Origin of the sequence: Streptomyces finlayi (assembly GCF_014216315.1) — a bacterium.
GTDB classification, from domain to species: domain Bacteria; phylum Actinomycetota; class Actinomycetes; order Streptomycetales; family Streptomycetaceae; genus Streptomyces; species Streptomyces finlayi_A.
The window spans coordinates 6,702,548-6,724,332 of record NZ_CP045702.1 but is presented as its reverse complement, the minus strand read 5'-3'; the positions used below and the strand labels follow the sequence as shown (position 1 = coordinate 6,724,332).

The window sequence follows — 21,785 nt, the reverse complement described above, 5'->3', positions numbered from 1 at the left end:
CGTCACCCAAATCGATCCGAACCCGAGAGATCCTACCGGGGTCGAGTCAGCGGACCGCGCGCACCATGTCGACGAAGAGTGCGTGAACCCGGTGGTCCCCGGTCAGTTCCGGGTGGAATGACGTGGCAAGGGCGTTTCCCTGCCTAACCGCCACGATGTGACCACCGTGTTCGGCGATGACCTGGACCTGCGCACCTACGGATTCGACCCAGGGTGCCCGGATGAACACGCCCTCGACCGGCCCGTCCTCGATGCCGTCGACGCACACGGCAGCCTCGAACGATTCGTTCTGACGTCCGAAGGCGTTACGGCGCACGATCATGTCGATCCCGCCGACGGTCTCCTGTCCCGAACGCGGGTCGAGGATCTTGTCGGCGAGCAGGATCATGCCCGCGCAGGTGCCGTAGACGGGCATCCCCGCGCGTACGCGCTCGCGCAGCGGGTCCAGCATGCCGAAGAGGACGGCGAGCTTGGACATGGTGGTGGATTCGCCGCCGGGGATGACGAGACCGTCGACCTCGGCGAGCTCCTCGGGACGCCGGACCGGCCTGGCCAGGGCGTCGGCCGAGGCCAGGGCGATCAGGTGTTCCCGTACGTCGCCCTGGAGAGCCAGGACTCCGATCACAGGGGTGTCGCTCATCAGTGACTACCAGCCGCGGTTGGCGTAGCGCTCGGCCTCGGGCAGCGTGTCGCAGTTGATGCCGACCATGGCCTCGCCCAGGTTGCGGGAGGCGTCCGCGATGATCTTCGGGTCGTCGTAGAAGGTGGTGGCCTTCACGATCGCGGCGGCGCGCTTGGCCGGGTCGCCGGACTTGAAGATGCCGGAGCCGACGAAGACGCCCTCGGCGCCGAGCTGGCGCATCAGCGCGGCATCGGCGGGGGTGGCGACGCCGCCTGCGGAGAAGAGGACGACGGGCAGCTTACCGAGCTCGGCGACCTCCTTGACCAGCTCGTACGGAGCGCGGAGCTCCTTGGCGGCGGCGTACAGCTCGTTGTTGTCGTAGCCGCGCAGCCGGGCGATCTCGTTCTTGATCTGCCGCAGGTGACGGACGGCCTCGACGACGTTTCCGGTGCCGGCCTCGCCCTTCGAGCGGATCATCGCCGCACCCTCGGCGATACGGCGCAGGGCCTCACCCAGGTTCGTGGCCCCACAGACGAACGGGGTCGTGAAGGCGAACTTGTCGCTGTGGTTGACCTCGTCGGCCGGGGTCAGGACCTCGGACTCGTCGATGTAGTCGACGCCGAGGGACTGCAGGACCTGGGCCTCGACGAAGTGGCCGATGCGCGACTTGGCCATGACGGGGATGGAGACGGCCTCGATGATCTCTTCGATCATGTTCGGGTCGGACATCCGGGCCACGCCGCCGTCCTTACGGATGTCGGCGGGCACGCGCTCCAGGGCCATGACGGCCACGGCGCCCGCGTCCTCGGCGATCTTCGCCTGCTCGGCGTTGACGACGTCCATGATCACGCCGCCCTTGAGCTGCTCGGCCATACCGCGCTTGACGCGGCTGGTGCCGATGGCAGGGGAGTCGGTGGGCTGCTGGGTGCTGGGAAGCGTGGACACGGAACGACCTCACTGGGAGAAAGACGCTGACTGGTGCAGGTTGAGCAAACGCCCCGCGACCAGTCCACAGCAAGGGCCAATAAGTACCCCGTGGATCGTTTTGGCCCCGTCTCGGATGCCGGAACAGCCTCTCCGGGGCGCCACAGCACCCGCACTCAGGTCCCGGGGCGGTCCGCGAGCGCCACCGGTGGCTCGTCGTCCATCTCGAACGCGAGCGGGAAGGGCGCGTGCCCGGCCAGCCGGAACAGGCGCACCGTACGGTGTCTGCGCAGCGCACGGGCCGCGCGCACCGCGTCGTTGTGGAAGCGCCGCGCCATCGGCACCCGCCGCACGGCGGCGGCCAGTTCGGCCGCCGCCTCGACGCCGCCCGGGATCTCCTTCACGGCGTCGACCTGGGCCGTCTCACCGAAGACGGCGCGCAGCGCGGTGCTCAGCTCGCTCTCGGTGACCTCCCGCTGCTCCTCCTCGGCCTGCCGGGCGGCGTGCGCGGCCTCGTACAGGACGATGGAGGCGGCCGGGTCGAGGACACCGGACGTGGCCAGTTCCTGGGTGACCGAGGCGCGGCGCAGCAGTTGGGCGTCGAGCGCGGCCCGGGCCGCGTCGATCCGGGCGTGCAGCCGGTCCAGCCTTCCGGCGGTCCAGCTGAGGTACAGGCCGATCGCGACCAGCGCGACGGCGATCCAGATGAGGGTTTCGGTCACGGGCGGCAAGGCTACCGTCGTACGGGCCGGGCCGGGCCGCCGACCGCTCCCCGGCGGGCCCGCCGACGTCACTTCCGGCAGCCGTGTCCGGTCAACCCGCCTCGAGACGACGGGTGTTGGGGACCGCGACGGGGAATCCGCCGGAAGCGTCAGTCCCGGGCCAGCCCGAACCGGGCCCGCAGCCCCGTGCGCTCGTCCGGGGCCACCGACGCCGCCCCGTCCGCCACCGTCTCGTACACCGCGAGAATGTCGGCGCCGACCGTCGCCCAGTCGAAGCGGCGGACGTGGGCGCTGCCCCGCTCCCGGAGACCGGCGCGCCGTTCCGGGTCGCCCAGCAGCCGGATCGCGGCCGTGGCCAGCGCGTCCGCGTCCTCGTTGGCGAAGAGTTCACCGGCCGAGCCCTGGTCGAGGACCTGGGCGAACGCGTCCAGATCGCTCGCGAGCACGGGCGCCGACGCCGACAGCGCCTCCACGAGGATGATGCCGAAACTCTCGCCCCCGGTGTTCGGCGCGATGTACACGTCAACGCTGCGCAGCAGCCGGGCCTTGTCCTCGTCGCTCACCATGCCGAGGAATTCCACGCGGTCACGCAGCTCCTCGGGGAGGGCGGCGACCGCCTCCTCCTCGTCACCGCGCCCCGCGACCAGCAGCCTGGTCCCCGGGCACGCCGCGAGAATGGCGGGCAGGGCCCTCATCAGGACCGGCAGGCCCTTCCTCGGCTCGTCGATGCGCCCGACGAACCCGATCGTTCCGCCCTGCCATTCGGCCTTGGGCTCCGCGCGGGCGAAGAAGTCCACGTCGACCCCGTTGGGAATGACGACCGCGTCGCCGCCCAGGTGCTCGACCAGGGTCCGGCGCGCGTACTCGCTCACGGCGATCCGCGCACGGATCTTCTCCAGCGCGGGCTGAAGGATCGGATAAGCCGCGATCATCGCCCGGGAGCGCGGATTGGAGGTGTGGAACGTGGCGACGATGGGCCCCTGCGCCGCCCAGCACGCGAGCAGGCCCACCGAGGGCGAGGTGGGCTCGTGGATGTGGATCACGTCGAACGTGCCGTCGTTCAGCCACCTGCGTACCCGCGCGGCTGTCAGGAACCCGAAGTTCAGCCGGGCGACGGACCCGTTGTACGGGACGGGGACGGCCCGGCCCGCCGAGACCACGTACGGCGGCAGCGGAGTCTCGTCGTCCGCGGGCGCCAGTACGGAGACCTGGTGGCCGAGGCGGATCAGATGCTCCGCGAGGTCACGGATGTGGAACTGCACGCCACCCGGTACGTCCCAGGAGTACGGGCAGACAATGCCGATCTTCACGGCTGTTCCCCTCGGGGGTCCAGATCGGAGACCCACAGGCGCTGGAGCATGTGCCAGTCCTCCGGATGCCCGGCGATTCCGACGGCGAAGGCATCGGCCAGCGCCTGCGTCATCACCGTCGTCCTCTCGGTGCGGTCGCCCGTCGTGGGCTGCTCGACCGCCGGGTGGATGCGCGCCTTCATGACCGGGGTGCCGTCGTACCAGAGCGTGACGGGGAGCAGGGCCGCCCCGGTCTGCTGCGCCAGGAGCGCCGGCCCCGCGGGCATGCGCGCGGTGTCGCCGAAGAACGTCACCTCCACGCCGGACTCCGACAGATCGCGGTCGGCGACCAGACAGACGAGGCCGCCGGCCCGCAGCCGCCGCGCCAGGGTGCCGAAGGCCGCGCCGCCGCTGTGCGGCAGGACCTCCATACCGAGGCCCTCGCGGTAGGCGACGAAGCGGTCGTAGAGCGATTCGGGCTTGAGGCGTTCGGCGACGGTGGTGAAACCGACCTTGAGGTCGGTGGTGACCCACGCGCCCGCCAGGTCCCAGTTCCCCAGATGCGGAAGGGCGACGACGACGCCCCGCCCGGCGTCGAGGGCCTCCGTCAGATGGTGGGTGTCCCGCACCTCGATGCTGTCCTTGATCCGCTGCGGGGTCCAGGTCGGCAGCCGGAAGGACTCCATCCAGTAGCGCATGTACGAGCGCATGCCTGCCTTGGACAGCTCGGCGAGACGGGCCGCGTCCGCGTCGGGCACGACCCGCGCGAGATTGGACTCCAGCCGCAGCACGCTCTTGCCGCGCCGCTTCCACACCTGGTCGGCGAGGGTACGGAAGAGCGCCGTCGCCGCGGGCTCGGGTAGCTTCTTGACCGCGCCCCAGCCGAGCCCGTACAGCCCGTCCGCCAACCGTTCCCGCAGACCGTCGTCGGTACCGCTCACTGACCGGCCCCGCTCCCCTGCTCCGTCGCCGCGGCGGCCGCGTCGGCCTCCGCGGACTCCCGGCGCACGGTCACCACACGCTGGATCAGCGTCACCAGGCTGCCCACGGCGACGATCCACAGCGCGATCGGCAGCAGGATGTCGATCCCGGGGACGCCGAAGGCGTGCAGACCGGCGAGCCCGGCCGCGACCAGCGAGATCACCAGGCGCTCGGCGCGCTCCACCAGACCGTTGACGGCGACCGGCAGGCCGATCGACTCTCCACGTGCCTTCGTGTACGAGACCACCTGGCCGCTCGCCAGGCAGAAGATCGCCACGGCGCACAGCACGTTGTCGTCGCCGCCGCCCGCGTACCAGAGCGCGAACCCGCCGAAGACCGCCCCGTCAGCGACGCGGTCGAGCGTCGAGTCGAGGAACGCGCCCCACCGGCTGGAGATCCCCGCCTGCCGGGCCATGTTGCCGTCGACGAGGTCCGAGAAGACGAAGATCGTGATGACGATCGTGCCCCAGAAGAACTCCCCCATCGGGAAGAAGACCAGCGCTCCTGCCATCACTCCGGCCGTACCGACGAGCGTGACCGCGTCGGGGCTGACCCCTAGGCGGAGCAGCAGAGCGGCGAACGGTGTGAGGACACGCGTAAAAAATGCACGCGCGTACTTGTTCAGCATGGCCTTCCCGAGGTTCGGCGGGCCGTGCGGCCACTGCGGCCACCGGCTGGCCCATCGTAGTCACCACCCGTGTGCTCCACCGGCCGGGCACCCGCTCCGGGAGTGTGTCGCCGCCGCGGACGCTCGCGCCCGACGTATGGACGCCGTCCGAAGTGAGTGGAAAGCTCGGAATTACCGCGGGTGCCGAAGAGGCCGGCGTGACAGCTTCCCCGTGCCCGTGCACAGCTCTCTCCCCTCACCGCGCGGCGCTCCCCGCGCCGCGTACACCACCGGGAGGCACACACCATGGGCGACAGGACACACACCCACCCCGGGGCCGCGGGCAGGGCGGCGACGGCCGACCGGCCCACGTCCCTGCGCAATGTGGTGCTGGTCGGCCACAGCGGAGCCGGCAAGACCACCCTGGTCGAAGCACTGGCGCAGACGGCGGGAGCCGTCAACCGGGCCGGCCGGGTCGAGGACGGCGGGACCATCTCCGACTACGACGAGATCGAGCACCGGAGGCAACGTTCCGTACAGCTCTCCTTGGTCCCCGTCGATTGGAACGGCTACAGGATAAATCTGCTGGACACCCCCGGCTACGCGGACTTCGTCGGGGAACTCAGGGCCGGTCTGCGCGCGGCGGACGCGGCCCTCTTCGTCGTCTCCGCCGCCCAGGAGGCGGACGCCGTCGAGGGCACGACCCGGGCCGTGTGGGACGAGTGCGCGGCCGTCGGGATGCCCCGGGCCATCGTCGTCACCCACCTCGACACCGCCCGTACCTCCTTCGACGGCATGACGCGGGTCTGTGCGGGGCTCTTCGGCGGCGACGACCCCGACGCCGTGGTCCCGCTGTATCTGCCCGTACACGGCCCCCAGGCCCCGGACGGGCACGCGCCCCTCACCGGGCTCACCGGACTGCTCGCGCAGCGGATCTGCGACTACTCCTCCGGCGTGCGGCAGGAGCTGCCACCGGCCGACGGCGAACGGGAATCGCTCGGTGAGGCCCGCAACCGCCTCATCGAGGGAATCATCGCCGAGAGCGAGGACGAGACCTTGATGGACCACTACCTGGGCGGCGGTGACATCGACATCAAGACGCTTGTCGACGACCTGGAGCGTGCCGTCGCACGCGGTGTCTTCCACCCCGTCCTCACCGCGGCACCCGCCGCCGACGGCGCCCGCCAGGGCGTCGGAACCGTCGAGCTCCTGAACCTCGTCACCGGCGGCTTCCCCGCCCCGCCTGAGCGCACACTCCCCGCCGTCACCACCCCGCGGGGCGCGTCGCGCCCCGCCCCCGTCTGCGACCCGCAGGGCCCCCTCCTCGCGGAGGTCGTCAAGACGGCAACCGATCCGTACGTCGGCCGGATGTCCCTCGTACGCGTCTTCTCCGGCACCCTGCACCCCGACGACAGCGTCCACGTCCGCGGCCACGGCCTCACCGGTCCGGGACACGAGGAGCGCCCCTCCCACGAGGCCGAGGTCCGGGTGGGTGCGCTCACCTCGCCCTTCGGGAAGCAGCAGAGGCCCGTCACCCGGTGCATCGCGGGAGACATCGTCTGCGTCGCCAGGCTCGGCGCCGCCGAGACCGGGGACACCCTGTCCGCCAAGGAAGCTCCCCTGCTGATGGAACCGTGGAAGATGCCCGACCCACTGCTGCCGGTCGCCGTCCGCGCCCACGGCAAGGCGGACGAGGACAAGCTCTCGCAGGGCCTGTCGCGGCTGGTGGCGGAGGATCCGACCATGCGCCTCGAACAGAACCAGGACACCCACCAGGTCGTCCTGTGGTGCATGGGCGAAGCGCACCTGGACGTCGCCCTGGAACGGCTGCGCAGCCACTACGGCGTCCAGGTCGACGTGGTCCCCCACCGCGTGCCCCTGCGCGAGACGTTCGCCACCCGGTGCACCGGACGGGGCCGGCACGTCAAACAGTCCGGTGGTCACGGCCAGTACGCCATCTGCGAGATCGAGGTGGAGCCGCTGCCGCCCGGGGCGGGCATCGAGTTCGTCGACAAGGTCGTCGGCGGAGCCGTGCCACGCCAGTTCATCCCGTCCGTCGAGAAAGGCGTACGCGCCCAGGCCGCCCGGGGAGTCGCCTCGGGCCACCCCCTCGTCGACGTGCGCATCACCCTGCTCGACGGAAAGGCGCACTCGGTGGACTCCTCCGACGCGGCCTTCCAGACGGCGGCGGCGCAGGCCCTGCGCGAGGCGGCGGCGGACACCCGTATCCAGCTGCTCGAACCGGTGTACGAGGTCGGCGTCCTGATCCCCGACGACTACGTGGGAGCCGTCATGAGCGACCTGTCGGGACGGCGCGGCAGAGTCGTGGGAACGGAGCAGGCACCCGGCGGGCGGACCGTCGTACGGGCCGAGGTGCCCGAGCTGGAGATCGGCCGGTACGCCGTCGACCTGCGGTCCCTCGCACACGGCACCGGCCGCTTCGACCGCGCCTACGCCCGGCACGAAGCGATGCCGCCCCAGCTCGCCGAACGCGTACGGGCCGAAGGTGAAGGGGTACCCGGCTGACCGGCACCGCGCGGTCCGCACGCCGCGGGATGCCGGTGGGTCGAAACGATAGGCTGTGGGTCCAGCTCAGAAGGTGTGCCGCGTACGGTAGTTGGGAAAAGCGCCAAGGGCAGACCGTGCGGCGAGTGGGGGCGGCAGTGGCCAACGACGGATTCGATTTCTCTCCCGGAGCGCAGATCCCGCTCCAGGGTTCGGCCGGGCAGGCGGTGGCGACCAACGCCCTCGCCTCCGCCGCGTACCGCGACAGCCCGGTGGAGGAGATCCTCAAGGCCAACAACGAGTGGCACAAGTCGCAAGTGAAGGAAGGCGACTCCAAGCTCTTCAAGTCCGCCTACTTCAAGCCGAATCTCGGCGAGGCGTTCTCCCGCGCCGTCCAGGAGCGCATGCTGGGCGGCGACCGCAAGGCGCTCATCCAGTCCTTCGGCACCGACCCGCAGACCGTCGTCGAGCACTGCCTTTCCGCGACCGGCCTCCGTAAGGCGCGCGACACCAGACTGACCCTGGTCACCGTGTTCTGCGGCTTCCTGTTCCTTCCCGGTCTGCTGCTCTGGATGCTCGCGTTCCGGCTGCGCGACGCGCTGAACAAGTCGAAGGACACCGCCTTCCGGGCCCTGGGCGGAATCCTCCTCGCCGTAGTCGGTATCGGCGCCCTGGTCCTCCTGATAAAGCTTCCGGTCACCGGACTGCCGGCGCTCTACCTGCGAGGGATGATCATCGCCCCCGTCATCGGCTGGGTCCTGGCCAAGCGGATCGCGGAGACCTCCGCCAAGGACATGCGGAGCCGGTGGGAGGGACTGCTCTCCGGCGCCGGAGTCATCGCCAGGATCCCCGACTCCGTACCCAAGAACCCGAACGAGACCGCTCGTGAAGCACTCCGCCAGGGACTGGAGAAGCTCTCCGCGGAACAGCAGTCCAACTCCGTCTTCTACGCGGGCCCCAAGGGCGTCCTCGGCATGGGCACCCGCTGGGGCAGCTGGCAGCTCGCCGAGAACCTCGTCTCCAAGGACCCGGCCAAGGAGATCCACCAGTTCCGCAGCTGGGACCTGATACGCGTCATCCACGACCAGCTGAAGATGCTGGAGCGCGGCCCGCTCAACACCGGCGGCTTCCCCACCCCGTCCGTGAAGCACTGGATCGTCTCCCCCGTCGGGGAGAACGCCGACTCGGTCTCCCGTCCGGACGGCGAGGACGTCGCCACCTTCCAGGTCAAGCCGCACGAGATACAGCGCATCTGCAACCACCAGCAGTTCGGCAGCGGCGACCGGCATTACCTGGGCGTCCAGTTCACCCTCTGGGACGGCCAGCTGGTCATCACCATGATGATCACCGTGACCGTGCTGCACGAGACCCTGCGCATCGAAGTCACCGGCCATGCGCTCGGCCCGGTGCACGGTCTCTTCCTCACCAAGCCGGAGGCCGAGACGAAGACCGTCAAGAAGGCCGTCAGGTTCTGGGAGACCCGCAAGGTCACCCTGCCGCTCGTCAAGGCGAGCGAAGTCGTCAGGCTCGCTCTGCGCGCCCCTCTGACCTGGTACCCGCCGGTCCTCGACTACCTGGGCGGCAAGATAGTCCTCCCCGAGCCCTTCGGCCTCCGCCACGCCTGGGCCGCGCAGCCGTGGAACCACCGGTTCATGGCGGACGACGCCCTGCGCGCGGCCGCGCCCGTGCTGCGCGCCGTGCACTCCGCGGCGATCCGGGTCCTGGAGGAGAACGGCGTCGACACCGAGCGTTTCGACAACCGCTCCATGGTCCTCAGCGGCCTGGTGCAGGACCCCGCCCCGAAGAAGGCCGACGTGTACGACGCGTAGGGACGGCCCCGGACCCGCGGAAGGGGCGCCCCCGGCACACGCCGGGAGCGCCCCTTCCGTACGGCGATCCGACCGGATCAGACAGCGGGCAGCGCGGCCGGCCAGGCGCCCGCGAGCATCGCCCGGGTGTCCCCGAGCAGCTGCGGCAGCACCTTCGTATGACCGACGACCGGCATGAAGTTGGTGTCCCCGCCCCAGCGCGGCACCAGATGCTGATGGAGGTGGGCGGCGATGCCCGCGCCGGCCACCGAACCCTGGTTCATACCGATGTTGAAGCCGTGCGCCCCCGAGGCCACCCGCAGCGCGACCATGGCCCGCTTGGTGAAGTCGGCCAGCTCAGCGGTCTCCGCGGCATCGAGGTCCGTGTAGTCGGCGACATGCCGGTACGGGACGACCATGAGGTGGCCACCGGTGTAGGGATAGAGGTTCAGCACGGCGTAGACACGCTCACCGCGCGCCACGACCAGCCCGTCCTCGTCCGACTTGGCGGGGATCACGCAGAACGGACACCCGTCGTCGGCCCCCGGACCACTGGGCTTGTTCTCGCCCTGGATGTAGGCCATCCGGTGGGGCGTCCACAGGCGCTGGAACGCGTCGGGCGTTCCCACTCCGATCTGCTGCTCCGGCTCACTCGTCATGCCGGTCAGCATATTGCGTCGGCCCCGTGAAGCGTGTCGCCGGGGCCCCGCCCGACAGCGGCCCGCGATGCTGTGGCCATGAACGACCGTGCCACCGACTCCCCACCCGGCAGACTGGCGTCCTGGGAGAAACGCACCGAATTTCCTCTCTTCATGGCCGCGCTGCTCTTCCTCGCCGGATACGCGGTCCGCGTGCTCGCGTCCCCCGGCACCGAGCCCTGGCGCGGTGTCGCCCTCGCGCTGGTCTGCGTCACCTGGCTGCTCTTCCTCGTCGACTACGCGGCACGGCTCCGGCTGAGCGGCCTGGGCCTCCGGTTCGTCCACGCCCACTGGCTGGACACGGTGGTGCTCGTGCTCCCGCTCCTGCGCCCCCTCCGGGTGGTCCGGATCTACAACGCGGTCCGGTACCGGCGGGACCAACCGAGGCTGGACCTGTACGCCCGGGTGATGGCGTACGCCGGCCTCTCGTCGCTGCTGATCGGATTCGCCGGCGCCCTGGCCGTCTACCAACAGGAGCACGGTGCGGCGGGCGCCACGATCCGTACCTTCGGCGACGCGGCCTGGTGGGTGTGCGCGACGCTCACGACGGTGGGGTACGGGGACGTCTCCCCGGTCACCCCGGGCGGACGGGCGGTCGCGGTCCTGCTGATGGTCTGTGGTCTCGCGCTGCTGGGGGCGGTGACGGGGTCGTTCTCCTCCTGGCTGCTGCAGGTGTTCAGCCGGGAGGACGACAAGAGGCCCCCGGAGCGCGGTTAGGTCCTGTCTGGGGTTCCAGCGCGGGAGAAGGAGCGGCGTCCGGTGCCGTCGAATCCAAGGCGGAGGAGGGAGCGATGGCGGAGCCCTCGCGACTGACGACAACGCCGGAGGCGGCGGTGCCGGACGCCGCGACGCCGCGGGGGAACTCCAGACAGGACCTAGCTGCGGGGGCCTCTACCGGTGTGCGGTCAGACCTGCACGCGGTCTTCGACGGCCTTCGCGATCTTGGCGAGGGCGTCCTCGACCGGAATGCCGTTCTCCTGCGAACCGTCGCGGTAGCGGAAGGAGACGGCACCGTTGGCCATGTCCTCGTCGCCCGCGATGATCATGAAGGGGACCTTGGCCTTCTGGTGGTTGCGGATCTTCTTCTGCATCCGGTCGGAGGAAGCGTCGACGTCGACGCGCAGCCCCTGCTTCCGTGCCTTGGCCGCGAACTCCTGGAGGTACGGGATGTGCGCGTCGCCGATCGGGATACCGATCGCCTGGACGGGAGCCAGCCACACGGGGAACGCACCCGCGTAGTGCTCCAGGAGCACCGCGAAGAAGCGCTCGATGGAGCCGAACAGCGCACGGTGGATCATGACCGGCCGCTGCTTGGTGCCGTCGGGGCCGGTGTACTCCAGGTCGAAGCGCTCCGGCAGGTTGAAGTCGAGCTGCACGGTCGACATCTGCCAGGTGCGGCCGATCGCGTCCTTGCACTGTACGGAGATCTTCGGGCCGTAGAACGCGGCGCCGCCCGGGTCGGGAACGAGCGGCAGGTTCTGCTTCTCGGCGACCTGCCGCAGCGTCTCGGTGGCCTCTTCCCAGACCTCGTCCGAGCCGACGAACTTCTCCGGGTCCTTGGTGGAGAGCTCCAGGTAGAAGTCGGTCAGACCGTAGTCACGGAGCAGGTTCAGGACGAAGGTGAGCGTCCTGTCGAGCTCCTTGGCCATCTGCTCCTTGGTGCAGTAGATGTGCGCGTCGTCCTGCGTGAAGCCGCGCGAACGGGTCAGACCGTGAACGACACCCGACTTCTCGTACCGGTACACCGTGCCGAACTCGAAGAGACGCAGGGGCAGTTCGCGGTACGAACGGCCACGCGCGTCGAAGATCAGGTTGTGCATCGGGCAGTTCATCGGCTTGAGGTAGTAGTCCACCCCGTCGTCGAGCTGCATGGGCGGGTACATGCCGTCGGCGTACCAGTCCAGGTGGCCGGACTTCTCGAAGAGCTTGCCCTTGGTGGCGTGCGGGCTGTAGACGAACTCGTAGCCCTCCTCCTCGTGGCGGCGCCGCGAGTAGTCCTCCATGGCCCGGCGGATGACGCCGCCCTTGGGGTGGAAGACCGCGAGACCGGGGCCGATCTCGTCGGGGAAGGAGAACAGGTCCAGCTCGCTGCCGAGCTTGCGGTGGTCGCGCTTGGCGGCCTCCTCCAGGAACTCCAGGTGGGCCCTGAGCTCGTCCTTGGTCGGCCACGCGGTGCCGTAGATGCGCTGGAGCATCGGGTTCTTCTCGCTGCCCCGCCAGTACGCCGCGGCGTTGCGCATCAGCTTGAACGCCGGGATGAACCGGGTGGTGGGCAGGTGCGGGCCCCGGCAGAGGTCCTTCCAGCACAGCTCGCCGGTCTTCGGGTCCAGGTTGTCGTAGATGGTCAGCTCGCCGCCGCCCACCTCGACGTCCGCTCCGTCGTCGGAGGACGCCGAGCCCTTGATACCGATGAGCTCCAGCTTGTACGGCTCGCCGGCGAGCTCCTCGCGGGCGGCCTCGTCGCTGACGACCCGGCGGGAGAAACGCTGACCCCGCTTCTGGATCTCCTGCATCTTCTTCTCGATGGCCTTGAGGTCCTCGGGCGTGAACGGCTTCTCGACGTCGAAGTCGTAGTAGAAGCCGTCCTTGACCGGCGGGCCGATGCCCAGCTTGGCGTCGGGGTGCAGCTCCTGCACGGCCTGTGCCATGACGTGCGCGGTGGAGTGCCGCAGGATGTTGAGGCCGTCCTCGGAGGAGATCTCGACGGGCTCGACGGTCTCGCCGTCCTTGAGCTCGTACGCGAGGTCCTTCAGCTCGCCCTCGACACGCGCGGCAACGACGGTGCGCTGACCGGGGAAGAGCTCGGCCGCCGTAGTCCCCGTCGTCACCACGCGCTCTTCCCGCTCGGAATCGCGTTGGATGATCACACGGACGTCTGACACCGGTCTCTCCTGACTGAGGGGGTGCGCGCCTCGTATCGCGCGCGCAGGAGGAATCGTACCGAGCCGGGGGCCCCCTTAGCGAAAGGGATACCGCTACTCCTCCCCCGTACACGCCTCCTCGAAGAAGTCCAGGTTCTCCTGGAGCGACTTCATCAGCCGGTCACGCTCCGTCTCGTCGACCTGGACGGGAGCCACCTGCGAGGCAGCGCTCAGCCGCCGGAAGCCGCCCCGGCTCTCCAGCCGCCCCTCCACCCGGATCGGCAGCCCGACCAGATGGGCGTGGCCCGCGATGCGGTAGGCCTCCTCGTCGAGCTGCATCCGCACGTGGGCGACCTCCGCGCCCGCCAGCACACTCAGCCGCACGATTCCGGCGCCGCCCGGCCCGGACCTGCGCATCCGGACGACGGCGCCGGTGATCCGCACCGGAACGGCGGGCTCGTCCTGGAGGTAGCGGGCACCCGCCCGGCGCAGGGCGGGCAGGTCGCCCGGTGAGAACTCGACGGGTTCGGGCCTGGCCGGGCAGCCCTCGGGCGTTCCGGCGGCGGGCGCCCACTCCAGGGCGACCCTGGCCCCCTCGGAGCCCCTGACCAGGGCGATGACCGCCCCGGTCAGTTCCCGGCTGACGCCGGCGGCTACAGCGGCGTCGAAGGCGTCCATGCCGCCGGTGGCCCGCTGGTAGTCGACGGCCTCGCGAGTGGCGTGCAGGGCCTGGTAGAGCTGCACGGCGACGGCCCGGCCCGAGGCGACCGGCAAGAAGACGGTGAGCCTGCGCCCGCCCGGAGCGGGCCCGACCAGGATGCCGTCCAGTGCGGCCTGGGCCCTTCGGCGGTGGCGGTTGCCGTGGTAGCCGGCCGGGGCGCGGACGGCCAGGGCGCCGGCCAGCAGGATCTGCCGGGCCGCCGAGCGCAGGTGTTCGTCCTCGGTCCAGCCGGCCGCTCCCGCGGCCCCGGCGGGCGGTTCGGGGACGTCACGCCACCAGCGGATCTCGTCACTGGGCACCGCGAGGGAGACGAGGACGTCCCTGGCGGAGGGCACCGTGCTCCGGGCGAGCGCGGTGAGTGCCTCGCCGACGAGGTCCTCACTGTCCGGGAAGGCAGCCGTCTCGGGAACCAGCAGGCTCATGGCACCACCGGACGGTCCGGGCGGGGTCCAGCGGCTGTAGCGTCCCGCGGCTCCGCCGCGCCGCTGCCAGCCGTGGCGGTCCAGGAGCACACCGAGGACGGCGGGGTCGACGAGGACGGGGTCGGGGATGTCCCCGGTGCCCCGCGGCGCGTCCGGGTGTCCTTCCGGGCGCTGTCCGGGATGTGGTCGTGGGCCCGCGGCCCCCGATCGGTGGAACGGTTCGTCCGTAGACCGGTGCATCAGGGTCTCCCTCCCGCCCCGACCCGGGCCATGATCTCGCAGAGTGCTCGGTCGTCGAAGATCCGCGAGGTCGGGATGCGCACGGTGGTCCTGTGCCGGCCCGTCACCGCGTGGCCCGCCAGGTTGGTCCAGTAGCAGCAGTGCCGGAGGCCGAGCTGTTCGTGTTCTGCGCGCAGCCAGTCCTCCTGACTGCGGGGCACGAGCATCACGACCAGGATCTTGTGCACCGACACGGGGGTCCGGGCGAGCTTCACGAGATGGGCGTTGTCGAGCGTGAAGGAGAATGCCGGTCCTGGCGGGTGCGAGGAGATCTGGTAGGTGCACTTGAGCTGCACCTTGACGGTCACCTCGTCGTCGACGGCGTGGTCCGGGGCACCGTGGCTGACGTGCCAGTCGATGCCGTTGTCGGGAAACGGCTGCGACAGGGAGCATCCCGCCGCTGCCGCCACCGCGTGCAGGTAACCCACCTGGAGGGTCTCCATGCAGGCGGTGGTGGCGAGGGTGCCGCGCAGTGGTGTGATCCGCTGCGCGGGGAGGACTCCTCCGTGGTCTTCGGCGCGGGAGGGCCCTGCTGGGTTCGGCTGCGCGAGCGCCATGGCTCCGTGTGCCTTCCGGACTGTGCCGACCGGTTGCCGGCCGCTGCCGACGGGCAGGTCAACTTCCGTTCCCGTCAACTGTGTTGTCACCGCAGGAGAGGGGCCGCAAACGGCGTATCCGGCAAACACCCCGGGTATCACCGTTCCGGGCAGAGGAATCACTCCAGCTGCCGTGCGGGTGCGAGGAGTTCGGGGATGATGCACTGGTTCGAAGGGCCGATGGCCGCTTTTGACACCGAGACGACAGGCGTGGATGTCGAGGAGGACCGGATCGTTTCGGCCGCTCTCGTCGTCCAGGACACCGCCGACGGGCGCGCACGGGTGACCCGCTGGCTGGTCAATCCGGGGATTCCGGTGCCGGCGGGCGCCACCGAGATCCATGGTCTGACCGACGATCACCTCCAGCGCAACGGCCGGTGGCCCGCGCCTGTGGTGGAGGAGATAGCCCGGGCGCTGGCTGAGCAGGGCGCGACGGGGCGCCCGCTGGTCGTGATGAACGCCCCCTTCGATCTGACGCTGCTGGACCGGGAGCTGAAACGCCACCGGGCGTCGTCACTGGGCCGCTATCTCCAGAACTCTCCGCTGTGCGTGCTGGATCCGCGTGTGCTCGACAAACATCTGGACCGGTACCGCAAGGGCCGTCGTACGCTGACGGATCTGTGCGAGGTGTACGGGGTGGCACTGGACGGGGCGCACGACGCAGCGGCCGACGCGGCCGCGTCGCTCGAGTTGGTACGGGCGGTGGGCAGGCGTTTCGCCGGGCGGCTGGAGCGGCTGACGCCGGCCGAGCTGCACACGCTCCAGGCCGTGTGGCACGCGGCCCAGGCGCGTGGTCTGCAGGCGTGGTTCGCGAAGAGCGGGACACCGGAAGTGGTGGACCCGGCGTGGCCGCTGCGCCCGGAGCTGCGTGCCGCGGCCTGAGGCCGCGGTTGCGGTCCCGGCGTACGGGAACGCGAAAGCCGGTCCGTCGATGATGCCGACGGACCGGCTCTTCCCGGTGGGCGATACTGGTTTCGAACCAGTGACCTCTTCGGTGTGAACGAAGCGCTCTCCCGCTGAGCTAATCGCCCGGGAACGGGTTGAACCATACAGGGCTCTGCGGGTCGGGTTCAAACTCCTCGCAACCGGGCCGCGAGCCCGCGGCGTCCGGAGCGCATCATCAGCGCGTGGTTCGCGCGGAAGACGAGCCGTCCGGGCACGGCGAGGCGCCGCATCAGAGCGCGGCGGACGACGACTTCCTGCTGGTAGGTGGCTCGGCTGCCATCGGCGCGCGCAGCGACCGTCCAGCGGGCCCAGCCCTCCAGATCGCCGGTCATCGTCACTTCGATGACCCGGGAGCGCGGGTCGCGGTGGTTCCGGCGGGCGGTGACGACCAGCTCGTACGGCAGGAAGGAGCGCAAACGCGCGGTTCCGCTCATCTCGTCGATGACGGCGACCGCACGGACCTGAGGCCACCACTGCGGGTAGTCCTCGGCGCGTTCGAGTGCGGTGTAGACGCTGTCGGGCGGGGCTGGGATGTCCCAGACACTGGTGAAACGGTAGTGGCTCCAGTCCATGGGTCCAGTCTGCGCGTTGCGGCGCGTACTCGGTCGCGGAACGCCGGGGGGACTTCGCTGAATCTGAGTATCCGAGCGCATGTACGAGCGCGTGGTGGGGGCCACACTCACGTACATGGAACATGTGCCGCCACCCGCCGAGGAATTGGCGCTCCTCGACCGCGAACTGGTGCAGCTGGACGCCCGACGGGTCCAGCTGCTGAACCGGCGTACCTGGCTGCTGACCGTGCTGCAGCAGCAGGCCGCGCCGCTCCCGCCCTTCCCCCGGCACCCCCCGTCGCCGCCGGCCTGGCACTACCCGGCCCCGCTGCGCCCCGGGGGTCCGGGCCGGGCGGCTGCGCCGCGCAGTGCGCAGAACGTGCTGCTGTCGCTCGGCGGTCTGCTGCTGATCATCGCCGCGATCGCGTTCACCCTGGTCAGCTGGGGTGCCATGGGGATCGGCGGCCGCTCCGCGGTCCTCGCCGCTGTGACGGTCGGCGCGCTGGCCGCCCCCGCGGTCCTGCTGAAGCGGGGGCTGTCCTCGACGGCCGAGTCGCTGGCCGCGCCGGCTCTCGTACTGACGGTGCTCGACGCGTACGCGCTGCACGCGGTGGCGGCGCCCGGCACGGACGGACTCGCGTTCGCGGCCGTCGCCGCGGCGGTTCTGGCCACGGGGTGGGCAGCGTACGGGACGGCGCTCGGCAAGCTGCGGCTGCCGTTGCCCGCGGCGGCGGTGGCCGGGCAGTTTCCGCTGCTCCTGGGGGCGTGGGCGGCCGAGGCATCGGCGCTCGGCTTCGGGTGGGCGCTGCTGGTGACCGCCGCGGCGGACACCGCGGTCGTGTTGTGGGGCAAGGGGCTCGGGGTACGGGTCACGGCGGGCCTGTGCGCGGTGGTGACCGGGGTGCTCGCGCTGCTGGTGGGCCTGGTGATGTCGGTGTCGGCCGATGGGGCACTGTCGGCGGTCCGGCCCGGGGTCCTGTTGCTCGTGGGTGCCGCGGTGGCGTTGTTCGGGGCATGGCGGGCCCGGCGGGAGTTCGCACTGGTCGCGGGCTGCCTGGCGGGGCTGGCCGCGATGGCGGCGGTAGGCGGTGTGCTGCGGACGGCGGTGCCGGAACACTGGGCGGTCGTGGCGTATCTGGTGTGTGCGGTGGTGCTCATGGCCGTACTGAGGACCCAGGTCTCCCGCCCCGCCGGGCAGGGCGTGCTGGCAGGGGCCGCAGTGGTGGTGGCGGGTTCGGTTCTCGTCGCGTTGCCTCCGGCGGCCGCGGTGCTGCTGGGCCCGCTGTCGCTGCTGACGGACGTCTGGTCGGGTGCTCCGGACCGAATCCGGGAGGCGATGGGCATGTCGGTGCCGTGGTCGGGCATGGCGGCTTCCCCGGTGGTGCTCGCGGTGGTGGCGGGTGTGCTGTTCGCGGCGCACCGGTCCAGGCCCGTGGGTGTGCCGGGGGCGCCGGTCGCGGCCGGTGCGGGGTGGCGTGGTGGAGCAGCGGCCGGTGCCCTCTGTCTCGGCTGGGGTGCGCTGCTGGTGCTGCCGGCCGCGCTGGATGCCGGGTACGTCCTGGCGGTGGCCGCGCAGGTGGTGCTGGTGGCCGGGCTGCTGCTGGTGGCGGTCCATGGTCTGTCCGGGGCGCCGCTCACCTCGCTGTCCGCAGTGGCGGCGACCGCGCTGGTGTGTGCGCCGGCCGGCGCGGCGGCGGTCGGGGTGCTGTCCCTGGCATCGGAGGCGGCCACGTACACGGTGTTCGGCGTGCTGCTGGGCCTGTTCGCGGGTGCCGCGGTGCGGGCGCGGGTGACTGCGGTACGGGCGGTGTTCGCCTGTGTCGCGGTGCTGTGCGCGATCATGGTGGCGTCCGCGGTCGGCACGTCGCTGGGTCTGGCCGTGCACGAGGGCGCGCCGGTCCTGCTGGTGGTCACCGCGGTGACCGTGCTCCTGGGCTTCCGGCTGCGGGGCCCCGTGAGTCCGGCGGTCGAGCTCTCGGGTGCGTTCGGCGCGCTGCTCGCGCTGGCGATGGCGGTGCCGAGCCCGCCGTTCCTGGCTCTGGTGCTGGCGTTGTGCGGGGTGCTGGCGGCGGCCACCGCGGTGCGTCCCGAGCGCAGGCAGGTCGCCGGGTATCTGTCGGCCGTCCTGTTCATGGCGGCCATGTGGGTGCGACTGGTGGCGTCCGGGGTGACGGTCCCGGAGGCGTACACGCTGCCGGTGACGGTGCCCGCGCTGGTGGTGGGCGTGCTGCGGCTGCGCCGTGATCCGGCGGCTTCCTCGTGGACGGCGTTCGGTCCTGGGCTCGCGGCGACGCTGGTGCCCAGTCTCTTCGCGGCGTGGGTCGACACGGAGTGGCTGCGGCCGTTGCTGCTGGGGGTGGCGGCGCTGGTGATCACGTTGCTGGGCGCGCGGTTCCGGCTCCAGGCGCTGCTTCTGCTGGGCGGCGGCGTGCTGGCGCTGGTGACGCTGCACGAGCTGGCGCCCTATGTGGTGCAGGTGGCCGGGGCGCTGCCCCGCTGGCTGCCGCCGGCGCTGGCCGGGGTGCTGCTCCTGGTGGTGGGCGCCACCTACGAGCACCGGCTGCGGGACGCACGGCGGCTCAGGGACGCCCTGGGCCGGATGCGGTGACGCGTCCGGTCCCAGGGGCCCCGGAGGTTCAGGACGGCATGCGGTCGCCGAGCACCCCCGGATCTACTGGCACATCATGCTGCCGCTCTGCCGGCCCGCCCGGATCACCAGCGCCATCGGTGGCGATGCGCAGTAAGGCGGCCTCGGCGATGTCGGCGCCCGCCGGGTGCGTAGTGATCAGCAGAGGACCCGATGGCACAACGTCAACGGTTGGGACGGAATCGCTTGGCGCGCTTCGACGGAACACGGAGGTCAGCGTGACGCGACAACGCAGGTGGGCGGGCCGGCACACGGCCGGAGGGCACCACGGGAAGACGTGAACGGGGCCACCGGACAGCGGGGCGCCGCACGGGTGTCCGGAGCCGGGAACGCCAGAGGGCCCGTGAGACTTGGTCTCACGGGCCCTCTGTCCGGGTGGGCGATACTGGGTTCGAACCAGTGACCTCTTCGGTGTGAACGAAGCGCTCTCCCACTGAGCTAATCGCCCGGGCGCACCGCAAACATTACCCCATGTCAGCGGCGCTCCGGGACCATCCCGGGGGACCTCAGGTCACTCGGCGATCTTCCACGGCATCGCGATTCCGAACTGCCAGACGTAGACCGCGACGAGCACCGCGACGATCACGAGTCCGATCGTGGTGAGGATGACGTTGCGCCGCCGCACCTTCGGATCGAGCGCCTTCTGCGCGGCCTCCGTGACCTTGCGCCGGGTCCACCGGAGCACCAGCTGCGCCCAGACGAACTCGGTCGCCCAGATCGCCATGCCACCGAAGATCACGAGCCACCCCGGCCCGGGCAGCACCAGCATGGCCACGCCCGCCACCACCACGGCGAGGCCGACGACGAAGACACCTACCTGCCAGCTCATGTGCAACGGCTTCCGCGCCTGGATGAAGGCCGGTGCCCGCGATCCCAGCTCCCGCTCGGGCTTCACTGCACCCCCCGCGGCGAACTCGGGGGCCTGCGCCGTCGCCCCGGTCCGCTCGTCACTCTCCGCATTCATGGACACCAACCTACCTGAACGGACTTCGTCACCGGAATGGCCGCATAACTCAAAGTTACACACCACCGTACGAGGGACCCGAAGAGCCACAAATGGGTCAGAGGGGTTTACAACGCCACCGTAGGTGGCATCTCGATTTCGCCGACGTGCGAATCCCCGAGCGCACACTGAGCGAAAGGCCCTGGCGCTTATGAACACCACGGTCAGCTGCGAGCTGCACCTGCGCCTCGTTGTGTCGAGCGAGTCCTCACTGCCTGTACCTGCGGGCCTGCGGTATGACACGGCCGATCCCTATGCCGTGCACGCCACCTTCCACACCGGAGCGGAGGAAACGGTCGAATGGGTATTCGCCCGCGACCTCCTTGCCGAAGGGCTGCACAGGCCCACCGGCACCGGAGACGTCCGCGTCTGGCCATCACGTAGTCACGGCCAGGGCGTCGTCTGTATCGCGCTGAGCTCCCCAGAGGGCGAAGCCCTGCTCGAGGCCCCGGCAAGGGCCCTGGAGTCGTTCCTCAAAAGGACCGACGCCGCGGTTCCACCAGGCACCGAGCATCGTCACTTCGACCTCGATACGGAGCTCTCACACATCCTGGCCGAGAGCTGAGCCAGGACGAAGGCTGCGCGACGCCGTCCGAACTCGGGGCGACGGCGTCACGCGGACAACCCCATAGGGCATATGCCGGCGCCGTCGCCGCGGAATCCACCGCGGCAACGGCGCCGGTGCACGTTTCAGGCCGCTGCGGTCCGTCGGAGGGCGCCGACACAGACACCGGCGGCAGGGTACGCCGCCACGGTCCGCGCCCGGGGCCCCGCGCCCGCTCCCGCCCCTGGAGCCGCCCTGGATGCACCCCGCCGCAGTGCCACAGGGCCCCCAAGGGCCAGCAGGCCGGTCCAACAAGGATCCCGAGGCCCCTGGGCCCACTCCCGGCCCGATGGGTCCTTCGTGAGCCAGTAGAGTCAGCCGCCATCGGCGGGCGCCCGCCCGCCGGATTCCAGGGAGCGAAGCGTGCTGATCCCACACGACACCCGGATCGCCCTCGACACGGTGGTCGATCTGGTGAACACCGCGCCGGAGTCCGAGCTGCCCGAGAGCGAGCAGACCGACGGACTCGCCGACGTCGGGGCGCTGTACGACTTCGCGGAGCGGCACCGCATCAGCGGCGTCGGCGAGCTCGCAGAGAAGGACCTGCGGGCCGTGCAGGACGTGCGCGGCCTGTTCGCGGAGATCTTCGCGGCGCCCGACTCGGGCACCGCGGCCGGTCTCGTCAACAGGCTCGTGGCCGCCGCGGGGACCACCCCGCAGCTCAGCAATCACGACGGCTACGACTGGCATGTCCACTACTTCGCCCCGGACGCCTCGATCGCCGATCACCTCGGGGCCGACTGCGGCATGGCGCTGGCCTTCATCGTCGTGGCGGGCGAGCAGGAGCGACTGCGGCGCTGCGAGGCACCGGACTGCCGGCGCGCCTTCGTCGATCTGTCCCGCAACCGCTCCCGTCGCTACTGCTCCAGCCGCACCTGCGGTAACCGGCTCCATGTCGCGGCGTACCGGGCCCGGCGCAAGGAAGCGTCTCGCTGACGTTCCCCTGGGCCGGATCGCCGGAGTGCCGTCCGCCGAGTGCCCGCCCCGGCGGGACCGGTCC

At 70.9% G+C, this 21,785-nt stretch carries 19 protein-coding genes and 2 tRNA genes; 7 read left to right on the top strand and 14 right to left on the bottom strand.

Features of this window, described 5'->3' with window-relative positions:
* Positions 1–46: 46 nt before the first annotated feature.
* From pdxT to pgsA, 6 genes are all read right to left on the bottom strand, one after another.
* Entirely contained in the window at positions 47–640 is a 594-nt protein-coding gene (gene pdxT / locus F0344_RS30855) for a pyridoxal 5'-phosphate synthase glutaminase subunit PdxT (protein ID WP_185301891.1), read from the bottom strand.
* A 6-nt stretch (positions 641–646) separates the two neighbouring features.
* The gene (gene pdxS / locus F0344_RS30850) at positions 647–1,567 is read right to left on the bottom strand and encodes a pyridoxal 5'-phosphate synthase lyase subunit PdxS (RefSeq protein ID WP_185301890.1); all 921 of its coding nucleotides are present in this window, start codon (positions 1,565–1,567) and stop codon (positions 647–649) included.
* A gap of 155 nt (positions 1,568–1,722) precedes the next feature.
* Entirely contained in the window at positions 1,723–2,268 is a 546-nt protein-coding gene (locus F0344_RS30845) for a hypothetical protein (protein WP_185301889.1), read from the bottom strand.
* A gap of 149 nt (positions 2,269–2,417) precedes the next feature.
* Entirely contained in the window at positions 2,418–3,578 is a 1,161-nt protein-coding gene (locus F0344_RS30840) for a glycosyltransferase family 4 protein (RefSeq protein ID WP_185301888.1), read from the bottom strand.
* Positions 3,575–4,498, bottom strand: a complete 924-nt coding sequence (locus tag F0344_RS30835; protein ID WP_185301887.1) for a phosphatidylinositol mannoside acyltransferase — start codon at positions 4,496–4,498, stop codon at positions 3,575–3,577. The genes F0344_RS30840 and F0344_RS30835 overlap by 4 nt, the downstream gene beginning before the upstream one ends.
* Entirely contained in the window at positions 4,495–5,166 is a 672-nt protein-coding gene (gene pgsA, locus F0344_RS30830; RefSeq protein ID WP_185301886.1) for a phosphatidylinositol phosphate synthase, read from the bottom strand. The genes F0344_RS30835 and pgsA overlap by 4 nt, the downstream gene beginning before the upstream one ends.
* A gap of 285 nt (positions 5,167–5,451) precedes the next feature.
* On the opposite strand from pgsA, the gene F0344_RS30825 reads away from it, so the two are divergent.
* Both F0344_RS30825 and F0344_RS30820 read left to right on the top strand, forming a co-directional pair.
* Positions 5,452–7,671, top strand: coding sequence for an elongation factor G-like protein EF-G2 (locus F0344_RS30825; RefSeq protein WP_185301885.1), 2,220 nt, complete (start codon positions 5,452–5,454; stop codon positions 7,669–7,671).
* Between the two features lie 137 nt (positions 7,672–7,808).
* Positions 7,809–9,479, top strand: coding sequence for a hypothetical protein (locus tag F0344_RS30820; RefSeq protein ID WP_185302969.1), 1,671 nt, complete (start codon positions 7,809–7,811; stop codon positions 9,477–9,479).
* Between the two features lie 77 nt (positions 9,480–9,556).
* On the opposite strand, the gene F0344_RS30815 is transcribed toward F0344_RS30820, so the two are convergent.
* Positions 9,557–10,129 carry an HIT family protein gene (locus F0344_RS30815; protein ID WP_185301884.1) on the bottom strand — a complete coding sequence of 191 codons (573 nt, stop codon included), beginning with the start codon at positions 10,127–10,129 and terminating at the stop codon, positions 9,557–9,559.
* Positions 10,130–10,195: 66 nt separating this feature from the next.
* On the opposite strand from F0344_RS30815, the gene F0344_RS30810 reads away from it, so the two are divergent.
* Positions 10,196–10,873 carry a potassium channel family protein gene (locus tag F0344_RS30810; protein WP_185301883.1) on the top strand — a complete coding sequence of 226 codons (678 nt, stop codon included), beginning with the start codon at positions 10,196–10,198 and terminating at the stop codon, positions 10,871–10,873.
* A 188-nt stretch (positions 10,874–11,061) separates the two neighbouring features.
* Here the strand turns inward: F0344_RS30810 and thrS are convergent, their stop codons facing one another.
* From thrS to F0344_RS30795, 3 genes are all read right to left on the bottom strand, one after another.
* Entirely contained in the window at positions 11,062–13,038 is a 1,977-nt protein-coding gene (gene thrS / locus F0344_RS30805) for a threonine--tRNA ligase (protein WP_185301882.1), read from the bottom strand.
* A 93-nt stretch (positions 13,039–13,131) separates the two neighbouring features.
* Positions 13,132–14,400, bottom strand: coding sequence for a hypothetical protein (locus F0344_RS30800; RefSeq protein WP_185301881.1), 1,269 nt, complete (start codon positions 14,398–14,400; stop codon positions 13,132–13,134).
* The gene (locus F0344_RS30795) at positions 14,400–14,996 is read right to left on the bottom strand and encodes a DUF4365 domain-containing protein (protein ID WP_185301880.1); all 597 of its coding nucleotides are present in this window, start codon (positions 14,994–14,996) and stop codon (positions 14,400–14,402) included. Before F0344_RS30795 ends, F0344_RS30800 begins: the two co-directional genes overlap by 1 nt.
* Before the next feature lie 195 nt (positions 14,997–15,191).
* On the opposite strand from F0344_RS30795, the gene F0344_RS30790 reads away from it, so the two are divergent.
* Positions 15,192–15,917: a 3'-5' exonuclease gene (locus F0344_RS30790; RefSeq protein WP_185301879.1), complete on the top strand. Its 726-nt coding sequence runs from the start codon at positions 15,192–15,194 to the stop codon at positions 15,915–15,917.
* 77 nt (positions 15,918–15,994) lie between these two features.
* On the opposite strand, the gene F0344_RS30785 is transcribed toward F0344_RS30790, so the two are convergent.
* Both F0344_RS30785 and F0344_RS30780 read right to left on the bottom strand, forming a co-directional pair.
* Positions 15,995–16,066: transfer RNA gene (locus F0344_RS30785), tRNA-Val, on the bottom strand.
* 39 nt (positions 16,067–16,105) lie between these two features.
* Positions 16,106–16,552, bottom strand: coding sequence for an SRPBCC family protein (locus F0344_RS30780; protein WP_185301878.1), 447 nt, complete (start codon positions 16,550–16,552; stop codon positions 16,106–16,108).
* Between the two features lie 115 nt (positions 16,553–16,667).
* On the opposite strand from F0344_RS30780, the gene F0344_RS30775 reads away from it, so the two are divergent.
* The gene (locus tag F0344_RS30775) at positions 16,668–19,139 is read left to right on the top strand and encodes an SCO7613 C-terminal domain-containing membrane protein (protein ID WP_185301877.1); all 2,472 of its coding nucleotides are present in this window, start codon (positions 16,668–16,670) and stop codon (positions 19,137–19,139) included.
* A 415-nt stretch (positions 19,140–19,554) separates the two neighbouring features.
* Here the strand turns inward: F0344_RS30775 and F0344_RS30770 are convergent.
* Both F0344_RS30770 and F0344_RS30765 read right to left on the bottom strand, forming a co-directional pair.
* Positions 19,555–19,626, bottom strand: a tRNA-Val gene (locus F0344_RS30770).
* A gap of 63 nt (positions 19,627–19,689) precedes the next feature.
* Positions 19,690–20,142, bottom strand: coding sequence for a TIGR02611 family protein (locus tag F0344_RS30765; protein ID WP_185301876.1), 453 nt, complete (start codon positions 20,140–20,142; stop codon positions 19,690–19,692).
* Positions 20,143–20,332: 190 nt separating this feature from the next.
* On the opposite strand from F0344_RS30765, the gene F0344_RS30760 reads away from it, so the two are divergent.
* Positions 20,333–20,746 carry an SsgA family sporulation/cell division regulator gene (locus F0344_RS30760; protein WP_003959770.1) on the top strand — a complete coding sequence of 138 codons (414 nt, stop codon included), beginning with the start codon at positions 20,333–20,335 and terminating at the stop codon, positions 20,744–20,746.
* Positions 20,747–21,148: 402 nt separating this feature from the next.
* Positions 21,149–21,721 (top strand): CGNR zinc finger domain-containing protein, encoded by a 573-nt coding sequence (locus tag F0344_RS30755; protein WP_185301875.1) that lies wholly within the window; start codon positions 21,149–21,151, stop codon positions 21,719–21,721.
* Positions 21,722–21,785 lie beyond the last annotated feature (64 nt).